This is a genomic window from Rhodanobacter glycinis, assembly GCF_900114325.1.
Classification (GTDB): Bacteria; Pseudomonadota; Gammaproteobacteria; order Xanthomonadales; family Rhodanobacteraceae; genus Rhodanobacter_A; species Rhodanobacter_A glycinis.
In genome coordinates this window covers 148,515-163,709 of the sequence record NZ_FOSR01000002.1, presented here as the reverse complement: position 1 = coordinate 163,709, position 15,195 = coordinate 148,515, and the positions used below count along the sequence as shown (strand labels likewise).

Below are 15,195 nucleotides of genomic sequence, written 5' to 3'. Positions count from 1 at the left end.
ACCCCTCTCGCAGGTGCCGCTATCATGCGAGCACATGACACGCTCCACACCCATTTTTCCGATTACCCCACTGCTGCCGGAAATCCGCGCCTCACTTGCGGCCAATCCGCGGCTGGTGCTGGAAGCGCCACCCGGCGCCGGCAAGACCACCCAGGTGCCGCTGGCCTTGCTCGATGCCGAGTGGCTGGCGGGGCGCAAGATCGTGGTGCTGGAGCCACGGCGCATCGCCGCCCGTGCCGCGGCGCAGTTCATGGCGCGCCAGTTGGGCGAAGAGGCGGGACAGACCGTTGGTTATCGCATCCGCTTCGAATCGAAAGTGAGTGCGGCCACTCGCATCGAGGTGGTCACCGAAGGCATCCTCACCCGGCTGATCCAGGATGATCCCGAGCTGACCGGCATCGGCGCGATCCTGTTCGACGAATTCCACGAGCGTCACCTGGCCGGTGATCTTGGCGCCGCGTTGGCGCTGGACGTGCAGGCCACGTTGCGCCCGGACCTGCGCCTGCTGGTGATGTCCGCCACGCTGGACGGCGAGCGCATCGCGCAGTGGCTGGATGCGCCACGTATCACCAGCCCGGGGCGCAGCTTCCCGGTCCGCATCGAGCATCCGCCGGCACGCACGCAGGAAAGCCTGGAACACCAGGTCGCCCGCGTGGTGAAGCAGGCCCTGGCCGAGAACGATGGCGATGTGCTGGTGTTCCTGCCGGGGCGCCGCGAGATTGCGCGTGCGCAGGCGGTGCTTGAAGAAACCCTCTCCCTCCGGGAGAGGGTGGCCGGAGGCCGGGAGAGGGTACGGGCGGAGCGTGACGTCGAAGCTTCGCCGAACCCTCACCCTCGATCCCTCTCCCGAGGGGAGAGGGAAGAACATCTCGACATCGTGCCGTTGCACGGCGAACTCTCGCTGGCTGATCAGCAACTCGCACTGTCACCCGCCGATCCGGGTACGCGGCGCATCGTGCTGGCCACCAACGTGGCCGAATCCAGCGTCACCTTGCCGGGTATCCGCGCCGTCATCGACAGCAGCCTGGCACGCGAGCCGCGCTTTGATCCGAATTCCGGCTTCACCCGGCTGGAGACGGTGCACATCTCGCAGGCTTCGGCCGACCAGCGCGCCGGTCGCGCCGGTCGCGTGGCGGAAGGCACGGCGTACCGACTGTGGCCGCAGAGTCGGCGACTGGATGCTTCGCGCACGGCGGAAATCATGCAGGCGGAACTGTCCGGCCTGGCGCTGGAACTGGCGGCCTGGGGAAGTGCCGAATTGCCATGGCTCGATCCACCGCCTGGCGGCGCAATGGCGCAAGCGCGCGAGCTGCTTCGTGCACTCGGCGCGCTGGATGCGGACCAGCGCATCAGTACACTGGGTCGGGGCATGCTCGCGTTGGGCACCGCCCCGCGGCTCGCGGCCGCTGCGTTGCGTGCGCCACTCGAACATCGCGCGCTGATTGCCGACCTGCTGGCGCTGATGGACGCGCGCTCGCCGTTGCGTGGCGAGCAGGCGCGCAGCGACGATTTCCGGGTTCGCGTCGCCGCCTTGCATGCCTGGCGTGATCGTTGCGCTGCCGGTGCCCGCGGCCATGCGGCCGACAGCGGCGCGCTGGCTGCGATCGAGCAGGCGGCGAAAGGCTGGCGTCGACGCCTGGACGTGCGCAGCGCCGCCAGTGGCGTGCCGGACAGCCATGCCGTCGGTGACCTGCTGTCGCACGCGTTTCCCGATCGCATCGCGCATCGCGACGAAGCCAATCCGTTGCGCTACACGCTGGCCAACGGCCGCGGCGCGCGCCTGCACGAACAAACCGCCTTGCTCGGCGAGCCGTGGCTGGTGGCGCTGGACCTGCGCTTCGAAGCGCGCGACAGCCTGATCCTGGCTGCTGCGCCGCTCGACTCGCGCGCGCTGGAGCGGGACTTCGCGCAACGCTTCGTTAGTGCACGCACGCTGCGCTGGAACGACGCGCGCGATGCGGTGGAAGCGTTCGAGGAACGCCGTTTCGGCGCGATCGTGCTGGCGCGCCACAGCGTCCCGGTGCGGCCGGAAGATGCCTTGCCCGCGATGCTGTCGGCGATCCGCAGCAAGGGACTCGATGTGTTGCCGTGGAGCGAGCACGCGCGGCGTTTGCGCCTGCGCATGCAGGCCTTGCGTACATGGATGCCCGAGACGGATCTGCCCGATGTCTCCGACGCCGCGCTGCTGGCCACGCTCGATCACTGGCTGGCGCCCTACCTGCACGGCAAGCGTCGGCTGGATGCGCTGGACGGGGAGGAACTGACGCAGGCGCTGGCCAGCCTGTTCGATCACGAGCAGCGTCGCCTGCTGGATGCGCAAGCGCCGGACAGCCTGCGTGTCCCCAGCGGGCAGACACGTTCGCTGGACTACGTGCCGGGCGAGCCACCGGTGCTGGCGGTGAAGTTGCAGGAACTGTTCGGCCTGGCCGATACGCCGCGTGTCGGCGGCGGTCGCATTCCGGTGACCTTGCACCTGCTGTCGCCGGCGCGGCGGCCGATCCAGGTCACGCAGGACCTCAAGGGCTTCTGGGAGCGCACCTATCCGGAAGTGAAGAAGGAGCTGAAGGGGCGCTACCCGAAGCATCCCTGGCCGGATGATCCGTGGACGGCCGTGCCCACCCATCGCGCCAAGCCGCGTGGTACCTGATCACGCGCCGGCTTCAGGCTTCGGCCTTGAACGTGCGACCGAGCTCGGCACCGCGACCGAAGTAGTGACGAAACACGTAGAACAGTGGCTGGTAACGGCGGGTGTCGATATGCGAGGTACCGGGAATCACGATGTTGGCGTGGGCATGCACGCGGCGGATTTCCAGCTTCAGCGTGACATAGCCGCCGGCATTGTCGTGCCATGCAGGAATCGACTGTGGCGTGGCGCGATGCAGGCGCGCCTCGAGTTGTAGCGGCGCCTCGGCAATACGCGGCGGCGCCACGTCCAGCGACGGCACCGCATGCCAACCCGCCAACGCGAACTTGTCCGCTGCGTGGCGATAGCCGGTGGCCTTCTTCCATGCCGGCACGGGGTTGCGGCCACTGGTGGGTGCCAACCGCTCGACCGCAGCATGCATGTCTTTCCCGGCCACGTTCAATACGCACTCGCGCTCGCGCAGCAGGTTGGCGAGTCCTTGTCCGCCGTCGGCCAGACCAATCACCACGTGGTCTGCCAGTGCCCAGGCTGAGGACATCGGCGTGATGTTGGTCGAGCCATCCGGATTGCGCGTGGTGATCAGCAGTATCGGCGTGCCGAAGTAGAGGATCGACGGCTGGATTACGAGAGTGTCGGGGATGTGGCGGATGTCCATGCATCCAGTGTCGCGATCGGCTGCATTTGATGTTTCGCTGCATAACGAAACGGCACGCGCACGCGCGGGGCTAGACTGTTGCGCATGACGGAAGCTGCCTCGCTCAATCGTTACCAGTTGGCCGAACTCGGCGCGTTGCTGGCCGAGCCGGCGCGTGCGGCCATGCTGCTGGCGCTGATGGATGGGCGTGCGCGTCCGGCCGGCGAGCTGGCGCGTGCCGCCAGTGTGGGCGCGGCCACCGCCAGTGCCCATCTCAAGCGCCTGCTCGATGGCGGTCTGCTCGGCGTGCATGCGCAGGGGAGGCACCGGTATTACCGCCTGGCCGGCGATGAAGTAGCCGCGTGGCTGGAAGCGATGGCGCTGCCGCAGATTGCGCGTCCCCTGCGTCCAGCCTCCGCCGATGCCGCGATGTGCCGCGCGCGGACCTGCTATCGCCATCTCGCCGGTGCACTCGGCGTGGCGTTGTGCGACGCATGGCTTGGCCGCGGCTGGCTGCACTCCAGCGCCGATGGCTTGCAGCTGTCGCAGCCCGCAGTCGAGGCGTTGTGCCAGGCCGGTTGGCCCGAGCCAGTCGCCCGCCGCCTGCCGCAACTGCGCGGCCGCAGCTGCCTGGACTGGACCGAACGCCGCCTGCACGTCGGTGGCCCACTCGGCGTGGCACTTACCGCATCCATGCTTGATCTGGGCTGGCTGCGGCGCGCCGAACGTGGTCGTGCCCTGTTGCCCAGTGCCGACGGATTGCGGCGACTGGCCACACTGGGTGTGCGGCTGGACTGAGGACGCGTTCCAAGCCATCGCATGCCCATGCCGTTTTGCCGGGGCCATCAGCGCATGGCAAGTGGTGTGCGCCAGCCTGCCGCTTCTGGCATCTCGAAACCTGATTGGCGACGAAGCTCGGCTAAAAAAGACCGTTCGCGCTGAGCGTAGCTTGCGTTGACAAGCGTACGCGGAGAGTAGCCATGGATGGCTACGGCTTTGAGGAGCGAGGAAGTCGAAGCGCCTGCAGGCGATCACCCGTCGACTCCGGCCCTACGGGCCTACGCTCAGGGTGAACGGTGAGGTATCGGCTGGACCTCGTTGCCTATCAGGTTTGGGGGAGCTCTGAACAAACCGTTTTATGTTCGTCATTCCTGCGTAAGCGGGAGGCGCTTTTCGACAGATGTTCGTCTGTTGAAACCCCTGCTTGACCAGCCCTCCGGTGGTTGAAAAGCGTCCCGCGGGAATGACCGGAAAATGGAGTTATTCGAGATTCCATTATGTGTTTGAAAGTCGGATGTTTTTAATCCGAGGCTTGCACGAGGCTTTCGAGATGATTGTGTCTTGTTTCGTGTACTTCGTAGTTTTGGCGGTTGTCAGCACAGGTATCGATTTATATTGCGATTCATTTGGCAAGCCAGGCGAAAGAAAGCATTCACAAAGCGGCGTTTTGACCGTCCGCCAAGGCACCTTTTGCGTGCGCATGTATTTACTATAACTGCAGTAAAAACAACTTATTGCACGATGCTATCGTAGCGTGATTACTGCCTGTTCGATAAGGTCGGAAGAATGACGTGAGCATCGAAATATATTACGAAAATGGATAATTTGGATCGATTATTGTGCCTCCGTTCATTTGAATGAAAAAAATCGGTCTGTGATCGCTGTCACTCTAATTCAAAGACGTAATTGACGATGTCTTTTTGCGGATCTATTTTCAATTGATCCACTGAGGGGATCGACCGGTGGATGATTCCGCAGCGGCGCATTGATCGGGGGGTCAACGCTGCTTGGGCCAGGCCTACGTACTGTCCATTCCAAGGTGGTCGGGGGGAATGGTGGTTTCGGGCGTCCAGGGAATCTGCTTGGCACTTGCTACATGGAGCCGTGCGTGAGCACGGCATGTTATTGCCACGGGGTCTTTGCGGCCGCGTAAGGTCCGCTCGCCCCGAATTTGTTGGGGAGTTACAAATGTCGAATCATTTCCGTATCAAGACGCTGGCTGCGGCCATCGGCATGGCGGCTGCGGCCACCCTCTGCGCGGCACCCACCAGCAGCGTCGCGACGAACAATGTGTCGCTGCACATCGTTCGCCAGGCCACCAAGCTGCGCACGGGTGACAAGGTGCTTGGCCTGCTCGACCAGAGCAAGCCGATGAACGTGACCGTCTCGCTGAAGCTGCGCAACAAGGCCCAGCTCGACGCGTTCGTTGCCAACCCGCACCACCCGAACCTGACCCCTGCCCAGTTCCGTGCGATGTATTCGCCGACCAAGGCTCAGGCGCAGGCCGTGGCCAACTTCCTGAAGCAGCAAGGCTTCACGAACGTGCATATCGCACCGAACCGCCAGTTGGTGACCGCCAGTGGCCATGCGGCTACGGCCGCCAACGCGTTCCACACCTCGTTCGTGCATGTGCACACGCATGACGGTCGCGACGCCTATGCCACGTCCAGCGCCGTGAAGATCCCCGCATCGTTGCAGGGGACGGTGCTGGAAGTACTGGGTCTGCAGAACGTGCACACCTTCCACGTGTTGAAGCCGGTGCATACCGATGCCAGCGGCTCCGCCACCGGGCACAACCCGACCGATTTCGCGTCGATCTACAACGCCGGCAACACGGCGACGGGTTCGACCATCAATGTCGGCGTGATCACCGAAGGCAGCATGACCAACGTGAAGAGCGACTTCAGCTCGTTCCTCAGCCAGAACCCGAGCCTGGGCAATATCCCGGTGAACGTGGTGACGGTGGATGGTGGCAGCAGCGATACCAGTGGCGACGGCGAGTGGGACCTGGACACCCAGGACATCGCCGGCATCTCGGGTGGCGTCAAGGCGTTCTACCTGTATGCAACGTCGAGCATGAACACCCAGCCACTGGTTGATGACTTCAACAAGGCCGTGACCGACAACGTGGTGCGCATCATCAACGTCTCCATCGGCGGTTGCGAAACCGGCTCGGAAACGAATGGTGTAGCGACGGGCGACAACGTCTTCGAGCAGGCCGATGCGCAGGGCCAGACCTTCTCGATCTCGTCGGGCGACAGCGGTGCCGACGAATGCGGCGACGGCGGCGTCACCCCGAGCTGGCCGGCCGACTCGCAGTACGTGGTGTCGGTGGGCGGTACCGAGCTGTACACCTCGGGCACCACCTGGACCAACGAGACGGTGTGGAACAACCTGAGCTCGAACGAAGGCGCCACCGGCGGCAGCCCCAGCACCTTCGAGGCGCAGCCGAGCTGGCAGAAGAACGTGGGCCAGAACTCGGGCAGCCAGTATCGTGGCCTGCCTGACGTGGCCTTCGACGCCAGCCCGGAATCCGGTGCGTCGGTGATCGTGGATGGCCAGTCGCAGCAGATCGGCGGCACCAGCCTCGCCTCGCCGCTGTTCGTCGGCGTGTGGGCTCGTACGCTGGCAGCCGATCCTTCGCTGGGCTTTGCCGCGCCGCTGATCTATTCCGATGCGGCCAGCAACTATGCGTCGGACTTCCATGACGTCACCTCGGGCAACAACAGTGGCGAAACCGCGGCGACCGGCTGGGATTACTGCACCGGCTTCGGCTCGATCAACATCGCCAATTTCGTCGGCCATGTCGCCGGCGGCGGCAGCAATCCGCCGCCGAGTGGCAGCACGCCGGCCGCCAACTTCACCTACACGGCGAATGGTCTCAGCGTGAGCTTCACCGATGCCTCCTCGGACACGGGCAGCACGATCAGCTCGTACTCGTGGAATTTCGGTGACGGTGGCAGCTCCACCTCGGCCAACCCGAGCCACACCTATGCTTCATCCGGCACCTACAACGTCACCGAAACGGTGACCGATGGCCTCGGCAACACCAACAGCAAGAGCGAGTCGGTGACCGTGTCCAGCGGCAGCACCCCGCCGCCGCCGAGTGGCGTGTTCAGCAACAACACGGCCAAGACGATTGCCGACAACGCCACCATCACCAGCAACATCAAGGTGACCGGCGAGCCGGGTGCGGCGCCGTCCACGCTGAAGGTGCACGTCAACATCACCCACAACTGGTCGGGTGACCTGGAGGTCGTGCTGTATGCCCCGAACGGTGCCAGTGCCGTGCTGCAGCAGCCTGACTACAACGATGACGGCAACATCAACACCACCTGGACGGTGAACGCGTCGTCGGTGCAGGGCAACGGCACCTGGAAGCTGAAGGTGATCGACAACGATCCGTACTACTACGGTGACTACGGCAAGCTCAACAACTGGAGCCTGACGTTCTGATGACATCGGCGCGCAGGAATGCGCGCCAGTCGTCGCTTCGCAACGGAAGCCCGGCCAGCGATGGCCGGGCTTTTTGCATCATGCGGCTCGGCAAGATGCGCCAGCACGACCCGGAACCGGCCCGGCATGCGACCATGTGCGGATGACACAGTTACATCCAGCGCGCGTGGCGGTCGTCGGTGGCGGGCCGGCCGGCCTGATGGCGGCCGAAACCGCACGCGCCGCCGGTTTCGCCGTCGATCTCTACGATGGCATGGGTTCGCCGGGGCGGAAATTCCTGCTCGCCGGCAAGGGTGGCCTCAACCTCACCCATGGCGAACCCCTCGGGCACTTCGTCGAGCGTTATGGCGCGCGGCGCCGCGACGTTGCGCGCTGGCTGCAGGCCTTCGGCGCCGACGAACTGCGTGCCTGGGCGCGCGAGCTGGGCGTGGAAACCTTCACCGGCAGTTCCGGTCGCGTGTTCCCGCATGACCTGAAGGCCGCCCCGCTGCTGCGTGGCTGGGTACGACGACTGCATGCGCAGGGCGTGGTTTTTCACATGCACCATTGCTGGCTGGGCTGGCGTGACGACGGCGCGCTGCGTTTCGCCACGCCCGCCGGTGAGCGCATAGCGCACGCCGATGCCCTGGTGCTGGCACTGGGCGGTGCGAGCTGGCCGCAGCTGGGTTCGGACGGTGGCTGGTTCGCCGTGCTGCAAGCGGCAGGCGTGGATCTGGCACCGCTGCAGCCGGCCAACTGCGGTTTCGAGATCAACTGGAGTGAGCACTTGCGCACCCGCTTCGCCGGCTCGCCATTGAAAGCCGTGGTGGCGCACTGGATCGATCGCGATGGCACGCCCCGTTCGCGCCAGGGCGAATGCGTGCTCAGCGAATACGGTATCGAAGGCAGCCTGATCTATGCCATCGGCGCGGCGCTGCGCGAGCAGGTCATGGCGCAAGGCGAAGCCCGACTGCAGCTGGATCTCGCTCCCGGGCGCAGCGAGCCGGAACTGGCCGCGCGACTGGCCGCGCCGCGCGGACGGCACAGCTTGGGCGATTGGCTGCGGCGCCGTGCGGGGCTGGACGCCGTGAAATGCGCGCTGGTGTTCGAGGCGGTGGACAAGGCGGTGCTGGCCGACCCGACGGCGCTCGCCGCGCGGATCAAGGCGTTGCCCTTGCGCCTGCGTGCGCCGCGCCCGCTGGCCGAGGCGATCAGCACCGCCGGCGGCGTGCGGCTGGAAGCGCTGGATGGACACCTGATGCTGCGTGATCGCCCGGGTGTGTTTTGCGCTGGCGAAATGCTCGATTGGGAAGCCCCCACCGGCGGCTACCTGCTCACCGCCTGTTTTGCCAGCGGGCGGTTGGCCGGCGAGGGTGTCGCTCGCTGGCTTGGCCAACGGTAGGAGCCCGCTCGCGGGCGATGCTTTTGTTTTCTTTTCCCGGGGAAGGTCTGATCAATCGGCTTCTTGCTCGTCATTCCTGCGGAAGCAGGAGGCGCTTTACAACAGACGAATGTCTGGTCATCCAGTGCCTTTGCATTCAACGGCCTACAGGCACTGGATCCCAGCTTTCGCTGGGATGACGAGCAAAATCAGATCTTCCCCAGGTGCGCCACAGCGGAAGCGTCGCCTGCGAGCGGGCTCCACACGTCGCTGGCAGGCTGTTGGAGGGCCTCAGTCCAGCGAGCGCACGCGGAAGTTGCGGCCCTTGATCTTGCCGGCGCGAAGGCGTTCCAGCGCCTTGTTCGCCAGCGCGCGGGTGATCGCCACGTAGGCGCGGGTGGCGAACACGTCGATCTTGCCGATGTCCTTCGCGTCCAGGCCGGCGTCGCCGGTGAGGGCACCGAGGATGTCGCCGGGGCGCAGCTTGTCCTGCCGTCCGGCATCGATCACCACGGTTTTCATCGGCGCCAGGTTCAGCGTCTTGCCGCGTGGCGGCGCCAGCTTCAGCGGGCGCCACGGCAACGGGGCGCCTTGCATCTCCTCGATGTTGGCGGCCTTGGGGCGCTCGCGCGGCGTGCACAAGGTGATCGCCATACCCGCCTGTCCGGCACGGCCGGTGCGGCCGATGCGGTGCGTGTGGGTGTCCGGGTCATGCGCGATGTCGTAGCTCAGCACCAGCGGCAGCGCGGCGATGTCCAGCCCGCGCGCGGCCACGTCGGTGGCCACCAGGATGGCGCAACTGTGGTTGGCGAAGCGCACCAGCACTTCGTCGCGGTCGCGCTGTTCCATGTCGCCATGCAGCGGCAGGGCAGAGAAGCCGCGGCGATCCAGTTCCTGCGCTACCGCATCCACGTCGCGGCGCATGTTGCAGAACACCAGCGTCTGCTGGCCGCGTTCGCCGGCAAGCAGTTGCGCCAGTGCATCCAGCTTGTGCGCCGGTTCCACTTCGATGAAGCGCTGTTCGATCGCGGCTTCCGCAGTGGCAGGTGCTTCCACGGTGACTTCCACCGGATCGCTCTGCAGGCGCTTGCTGGCCGCGCGGATCGCTTCGGGATACGTAGCCGAGAACAGCAGCGTCTGATGATGCTTGGCGATGCGGCTCACGATGTCGTCGATGGCGTCGGAAAAACCCATGTCGAGCATGCGGTCGGCTTCGTCCAGCACCAGCACCTTGATGCCGCCGCCGTGCAGGCTGCCGCGCTTCAGATGTTCCTGCACGCGACCGGGCGTGCCGACCACGATGTGCGGGTCATGCGCCAGCGAGGCCAGCTGCGGACCCAGCGGCATGCCGCCGCACAGGGTCAGCAGCTTCACGTTGGGAATGTTCGCGGCCAGCTTGCGGATCGCCTTGCTGACCTGGTCGGCCAGTTCGCGGGTCGGACACAGCACCAGCGCCTGCAGCCGGATCGTGTCGGCGTCCAGCGCCTGCAGCAGGCCCAGCCCGAACGCGGCGGTCTTGCCGCTGCCGGTTTGCGCCTGGGCGATCACGTCGCGCCCGGCCAGCAGCGGCGGCAGGCTGTGCGCCTGCACCGGCGTCATCCCGGTGTAGCCGAGGGTTTCCACGCTGGCGAGCAGCGCGGGTTTGAGCGGAAGCGTCTGGAAAGCGGTCATGCGACATGATCGCATGTCCGGCTGCTGGCGGTTTCGATAACGCAGTGAAGCCTCGGTATGGCACGTGTAGGAGCGCACCCTGTGCGCGAATGCTCTGGCGTTGATCAAGGCCAAAGCACTCGCGCACAGGGTGCGCTCCTACAGGTGGCTAGGAACGCAGGCCCACGCCACGCTTCAGCAGGTGCACGGCCAGCACGCCCAGCGCGATCACGAAGCCCACCATCACCAGCAGGGCCGGGCCGACGGACACGTCGCTGATGCCGAGCACGCCGAAGCGGAAGGTGTTGACCATGTACAGGATCGGGTTGGCGCGTGAAATCGTCTGCCACGGCTCGCTCATCATCTTGATCGAATAGAACACGCCGCCGAGGTAGGTGAGCGGGGTGATGATGAAGGTGGGGACTAGGGCGATGTCGTCGAATTTCTTCGCGTACATCGCGTTGATGAAGCCGGCCAGCGCGAAGATGATGGCGCCCAGCGTGACCGAGACCAGCGCGATCAGCGGGTGCACCAGGTGCAGGTTGGTGAAGAACAGCGCCACCACCAGCACCAGTACGCCCACCGCCAGCGCGCGCGCGACTGCACCGGTGACATAGCCGGCCAGGATCACCCAGTTCGACATCGGCGCCACCAGCATCTCTTCCACCGAGCGCTGGAATTTGGCGCCGAAGAACGAGCTGGAGATGTTCATGTAGCTGTTGTTGATCACGCTCATCATGACCATGCCGGGCACGATGAACTGCATGTAGGTGAAGCCTTCGATGGTGCCGATGCGGCCACCGATCAGCTTGCCGAAGATCACGAAGTACAGCGTGATGGTGATCACCGGCGGGATCAGCGTTTGCGTCCAGATGCGCAGGATGCGCACGATCTCGCGCCGGGCGATGGTGCGGTAGGCGACGAGGTTGGCGGACAGGTTACTCATGCGGCCTGCTCCTTCGCGCCATTGCGGCCACCTTCGACCAGTCGCACGAACAGTTCTTCCAGCCGGTTGGTCTTGTTGCGCATCGAGGTCACCGTGATGCCGTGCGCGGACAGCGCCGCGAACAGCGAGTTGAGGTCATGCGTGCGCGCTATCTCCGCTTCCAGCGTGCGTTCGTCCACGCGGCGCAGGGCGATGCCGTCCAGGGTGGGCGGGGTGGAAACGGGTTCGGCGGTATCCAGCACGAAGGTTTCCACGTCCAGCTTGGCCAGCAGGCGCTTCATCGTGGTGTCTTCCACGATGGTGCCGTGGTCGATGATGGCGATGTTGCGGCACAACTGCTCGGCTTCCTCCAGGTAATGCGTGGTGAGGATGACCGTGGTGCCGGCGGCGTTGATGCCGCTGACGAAATGCCACATCGAACGGCGGATCTCGATGTCGACGCCCGCAGTGGGCTCGTCCAGGATCAACAGGCGCGGCTCGTTCATCATCGCGCGGGCGATCATCAGGCGCCGTTTCATGCCGCCGGAGAGCTCGCGCGCCTGGTGATACGCCTTGTCCCACAGGCGCAATTCCTTCAGGTACTTCTCCGCGCGCACGGCGGCGATCTTGCGTGGGATGCCGTAGAAACCGGCTTCGTTCACGCAGATGTCGAACGGCTTCTCGAACTGGTTGAAGTTGATCTCCTGCGGCACCAGGCCGATCAGCTTCATGGCCTCGTTGCGTTGCTGGTTGACCGAGATGCCGAAGATGCGCGCATCGCCACCGGTGGAGCTGACCAGCGAGGAGAGAATGCCGATCAGGGTGGACTTGCCGGCGCCGTTGGGGCCGAGCAGGGCGAAGAAGTCGCCTTGCTGCACGGTAAGGCTGATGCCCTTGAGCGCTTCCACGCCGTTGCCGTAGGTCTTGCGCAGATTGTCGACCACCAGGGCGGGGGCTGTTTCGGGGTGTTGCGGGGACATGGGCTGCACCAAGCGGGGCGAGCCTCTTATTATAGCGAGCTAGCCTCCATCGTCTGGCCCTGCCAGAAGTACACACTGTTTCAGTACGCATCGTTAATCAGGACCCCCATGGCCGACCATTTCCAGCTCCGTCTCGTCGAAAGCCACATGCTGGCGCCCACCGTGCGCCATCTTTCGTTCGAACGCGCCGATGGGCAGCCGCTGGCCTTCGTGCCCGGGCAGTTCCTGCAGGTCCACTTCCACTACGACGACGGCACCGCCACCAAGCGCAGCTATTCGGTGGGCACCGTGGGCGATGGCAGCTCGCCGGTGCAGCGCGTCGAGATCGCGGTGAGCTACGTCGAGGGTGGCGCGGCCACCAAATTGCTGGGTGAACTGCCGATCAGCGGCCTCATTGATGCCAGTGGCCCGTACGGCCGCTTCTGCCTGCAGGACACCGACACCCACCCGCGCTACCTGCTGATGGCCACCGGTACCGGCGTCACGCCGTATCGCGCCATGCTGCCGCGATTCGAGAAACTGCTCGCCGCCGGCGGTCGCGAAGTGGTGCTGCTGTACGGCGCCCGCAACGAAACCGAGCTGCTTTACGGCGAGGAATTCGAAGCCTTCGCGCAAAGCCACCCCGGCTTCACCTTCCACGGCTGCCTCAGCCGCCAGCCGCGCGCGGTGCCGCGCCCGCATGATCGCAACGGACACGTGCAAAACGTCCTTGCCGAGTTGCAACCGCACGCCGACCGCGACATCGCCTACCTGTGCGGCAACCCGAACATGGTCGACGCGGCCTTCACCGCGCTGCAGGAGTTCGGTTTGCCGGTGAAGCAGATTCGGCGCGAGAAGTACGTCTCGTCGCGGTGATCGTTGCCACATCCGGGACAGCTTTGCCGAGAAAACCGTTGTCCTTGTGCCTGGCGAGCAGCGCAGGTGATCGCACTCGAACGTTGAGCCGCCCATGCGGCATGCTTCGTGTGAACAGCATCAGTGCGCGGTTGCTGGCGCTGGCCAAGGCGAGCCAGGTCTTTGGTTAAAACGTGATGTTCATCACAATATAAGCAGTTCGCGAAGACGCCTCAGGCCGCATCACGTGTGCCTCACGTTTTCGTGACACACGCTGCAGTATCCCCGCTGACATGCGCATGACAGCGCTGTCCAAATGCCTCGCCGCACGATGCGGCCGGGGTATGGTGGCAGGGGGTACAGGATTTTGCGTGGCCACGGGTGATCCCGCTCGCCACTGAAGTTTCACCGCCAACTGCCGCTATCACGTTTGGCGCCCGTTCGTTTTTCGGGCACGACGGGAGGCAGTATGAATGGCTCGGTTCGCGTGATGGTTTCGGCCTGTCTGCTGTGTGGCCTGCTTGCGGCAGGACCGGCGGAGGCTGATGGTGGACGGATCACGTTCAGCGGCGCTGTCGTCGTGCCGACATGCAATACGACAGCAGAGGTCATTGCATCCACACGAGTTCCGGCTCGCCTGCAACGTCGCTATCGACAAAACTGCGCCGGCCATGGTCCGGTCGAATCATCCGTGTCGGCCTATATCGTGACCGCAAGGCGACTGACCCATGCCGAGCCGGATCGCGTGCTGAATTACTTTGACGGTTATGTCAGCGCCAGTCGAGCCGACGCGGCACCGATGCTGATTACGCGGACCTACGAATAGGTTCGGGACACGCGTGTCTGTAGCGATCAGTTGTAGGACATGGTGAAGGTGGCCGTGGCACAGACCGGGCCGGCGCCGACCGGCGAACCGGTGGCGTAGTACTGCGCGTAATACGGAACCGTGAGCGTGCCGTTGGGCGAGGGGCCAAGCGATTGCGCGATGCCGAAGTTCACCGCCTGGTAGTTGCCTTGCAGCAGGCGCACTCCCACGTTGGCTGCCGGCGTACCCGTCGTGCAGGAAGCGGGTGGCAGGATCACGCCTGTCGCTGTTCCCGGTGTGTTCGTGTTCAGCGTGATGTAGAGAGAGTTGCCGGGGTTGCAGGTGTATTGGACGTTGAATGGCGTGGTACCGGCGAGCTGACCCGTGCCGTTCAAGGCGCTGGCACTCACGGTGGGCAGCAGCACGGAGAAATTCTTCGACGACGGGAACACCGTGCAACTGCCCGCGGTCACTGTGACCGGGTTCAGCACCAGGGTGCCAAAGGCCGGGGAAGGGCCGGTGAAATTCGAGTTCGTGTCGAAAAACTGCAGCAGATTGATCGTGCTGGTGGTGCCGGGCGCGACAGGACCAACTTTGACCAGTTGTGCGGTGAAGTTGGTCGTGACGGTGTTGCAAAAGAAGATAAAGCAGTTGACCTGTCCCATGTTCCAGCCGCGCGTGCCATTGGGTCCGTTGTTGCCGCTGCCGGCCTGAGTGGGCGTCGCGGTAAGCTGGATGTCGATGCCGGGCAGCGAGCTGGCAAACAGGATGCCGCCTCCCGGTGAGGTGTTGGACGAGTCGAGTGCGGCCAGGTTGCCCGTCAGGATGTTGAACGTGTCGAAGAAATTCGTTCCCGTGCAACTGAACGTCACGGACACGGAAGTCGGCGAACCGAGTACCACGCCGTTGGCGGTGCCTGCCGGAACCGTGACGGATCCCAGGCTGAGAGTGGCCGGTGATGGTGACGCGACACACGCCGGTGCAACGGCCGCGGCAGCGGCAAGCTGGGGGACGGCGGCCTGGGCGGAGGGTGTGATGACCAGTACCAGGTATGCCGTGACCATGGCCAGGCAGGCCACGAGCATTCCCGCGCACTGTCGTACGATGCGATACGCGTGGTTCAGTCG

General features: G+C 64.8%; 11 protein-coding genes. 6 read left to right on the top strand and 5 right to left on the bottom strand.

Annotated elements, in window-relative coordinates; all coding sequences use genetic code 11:
• The first annotated feature begins 34 nt into the window (after nucleotides 1-34).
• A complete protein-coding gene (gene hrpB / locus BMY90_RS03075; RefSeq protein ID WP_092701386.1) occupies nucleotides 35-2,647 on the top strand; it encodes an ATP-dependent helicase HrpB in 2,613 nt (870 codons plus the stop codon).
• A 13-nt stretch (nucleotides 2,648-2,660) separates the two neighbouring features.
• On the opposite strand, the gene BMY90_RS03070 is transcribed toward hrpB, so the two are convergent.
• Nucleotides 2,661-3,299, bottom strand: coding sequence for a flavin reductase family protein (locus BMY90_RS03070; protein ID WP_008214097.1), 639 nt, complete (start codon nucleotides 3,297-3,299; stop codon nucleotides 2,661-2,663).
• Between the two features lie 84 nt (nucleotides 3,300-3,383).
• Between BMY90_RS03070 and BMY90_RS03065 the strand changes: the two genes are divergently transcribed.
• The 3 genes from BMY90_RS03065 to BMY90_RS03055 all read left to right on the top strand — a co-directional run bounded on the left by BMY90_RS03065 (nucleotide 3,384) and on the right by BMY90_RS03055 (nucleotide 8,895).
• Entirely contained in the window at nucleotides 3,384-4,076 is a 693-nt protein-coding gene (locus BMY90_RS03065; protein WP_008214094.1) for an ArsR/SmtB family transcription factor, read from the top strand.
• A gap of 1,170 nt (nucleotides 4,077-5,246) precedes the next feature.
• On the top strand, nucleotides 5,247-7,514 hold the full coding sequence (locus BMY90_RS03060) for a protease pro-enzyme activation domain-containing protein (protein WP_175481480.1): 2,268 nt from the start codon (nucleotides 5,247-5,249) through the stop codon (nucleotides 7,512-7,514).
• A gap of 142 nt (nucleotides 7,515-7,656) precedes the next feature.
• Nucleotides 7,657-8,895 carry a TIGR03862 family flavoprotein gene (locus BMY90_RS03055; RefSeq protein ID WP_092701380.1) on the top strand — a complete coding sequence of 413 codons (1,239 nt, stop codon included), beginning with the start codon at nucleotides 7,657-7,659 and terminating at the stop codon, nucleotides 8,893-8,895.
• A gap of 270 nt (nucleotides 8,896-9,165) precedes the next feature.
• Here the strand turns inward: BMY90_RS03055 and dbpA are convergent, their stop codons facing one another.
• The 3 genes from dbpA to BMY90_RS03040 all read right to left on the bottom strand — a co-directional run bounded on the left by dbpA (nucleotide 9,166) and on the right by BMY90_RS03040 (nucleotide 12,429).
• On the bottom strand, nucleotides 9,166-10,545 hold the full coding sequence (dbpA, locus tag BMY90_RS03050; RefSeq protein WP_092701377.1) for an ATP-dependent RNA helicase DbpA: 1,380 nt from the start codon (nucleotides 10,543-10,545) through the stop codon (nucleotides 9,166-9,168).
• 148 nt (nucleotides 10,546-10,693) lie between these two features.
• Nucleotides 10,694-11,470, bottom strand: a complete 777-nt coding sequence (locus BMY90_RS03045) for an ABC transporter permease (protein WP_092701374.1) — start codon at nucleotides 11,468-11,470, stop codon at nucleotides 10,694-10,696.
• Nucleotides 11,467-12,429, bottom strand: coding sequence for an ABC transporter ATP-binding protein (locus BMY90_RS03040; protein ID WP_092701801.1), 963 nt, complete (start codon nucleotides 12,427-12,429; stop codon nucleotides 11,467-11,469). Before BMY90_RS03040 ends, BMY90_RS03045 begins: the two co-directional genes overlap by 4 nt.
• A gap of 108 nt (nucleotides 12,430-12,537) precedes the next feature.
• Between BMY90_RS03040 and BMY90_RS03035 the strand changes: the two genes are divergently transcribed.
• Nucleotides 12,538-13,284: an FAD-binding oxidoreductase gene (locus BMY90_RS03035; RefSeq protein WP_092701371.1), complete on the top strand. Its 747-nt coding sequence runs from the start codon at nucleotides 12,538-12,540 to the stop codon at nucleotides 13,282-13,284.
• A 448-nt stretch (nucleotides 13,285-13,732) separates the two neighbouring features.
• Nucleotides 13,733-14,089 (top strand): hypothetical protein, encoded by a 357-nt coding sequence (locus BMY90_RS16965; protein ID WP_139201672.1) that lies wholly within the window; start codon nucleotides 13,733-13,735, stop codon nucleotides 14,087-14,089.
• A gap of 26 nt (nucleotides 14,090-14,115) precedes the next feature.
• On the opposite strand, the gene BMY90_RS03030 is transcribed toward BMY90_RS16965, so the two are convergent.
• Entirely contained in the window at nucleotides 14,116-14,946 is an 831-nt protein-coding gene (locus BMY90_RS03030) for a fimbrial protein (RefSeq protein ID WP_139201671.1), read from the bottom strand.
• Nucleotides 14,947-15,195 lie beyond the last annotated feature (249 nt).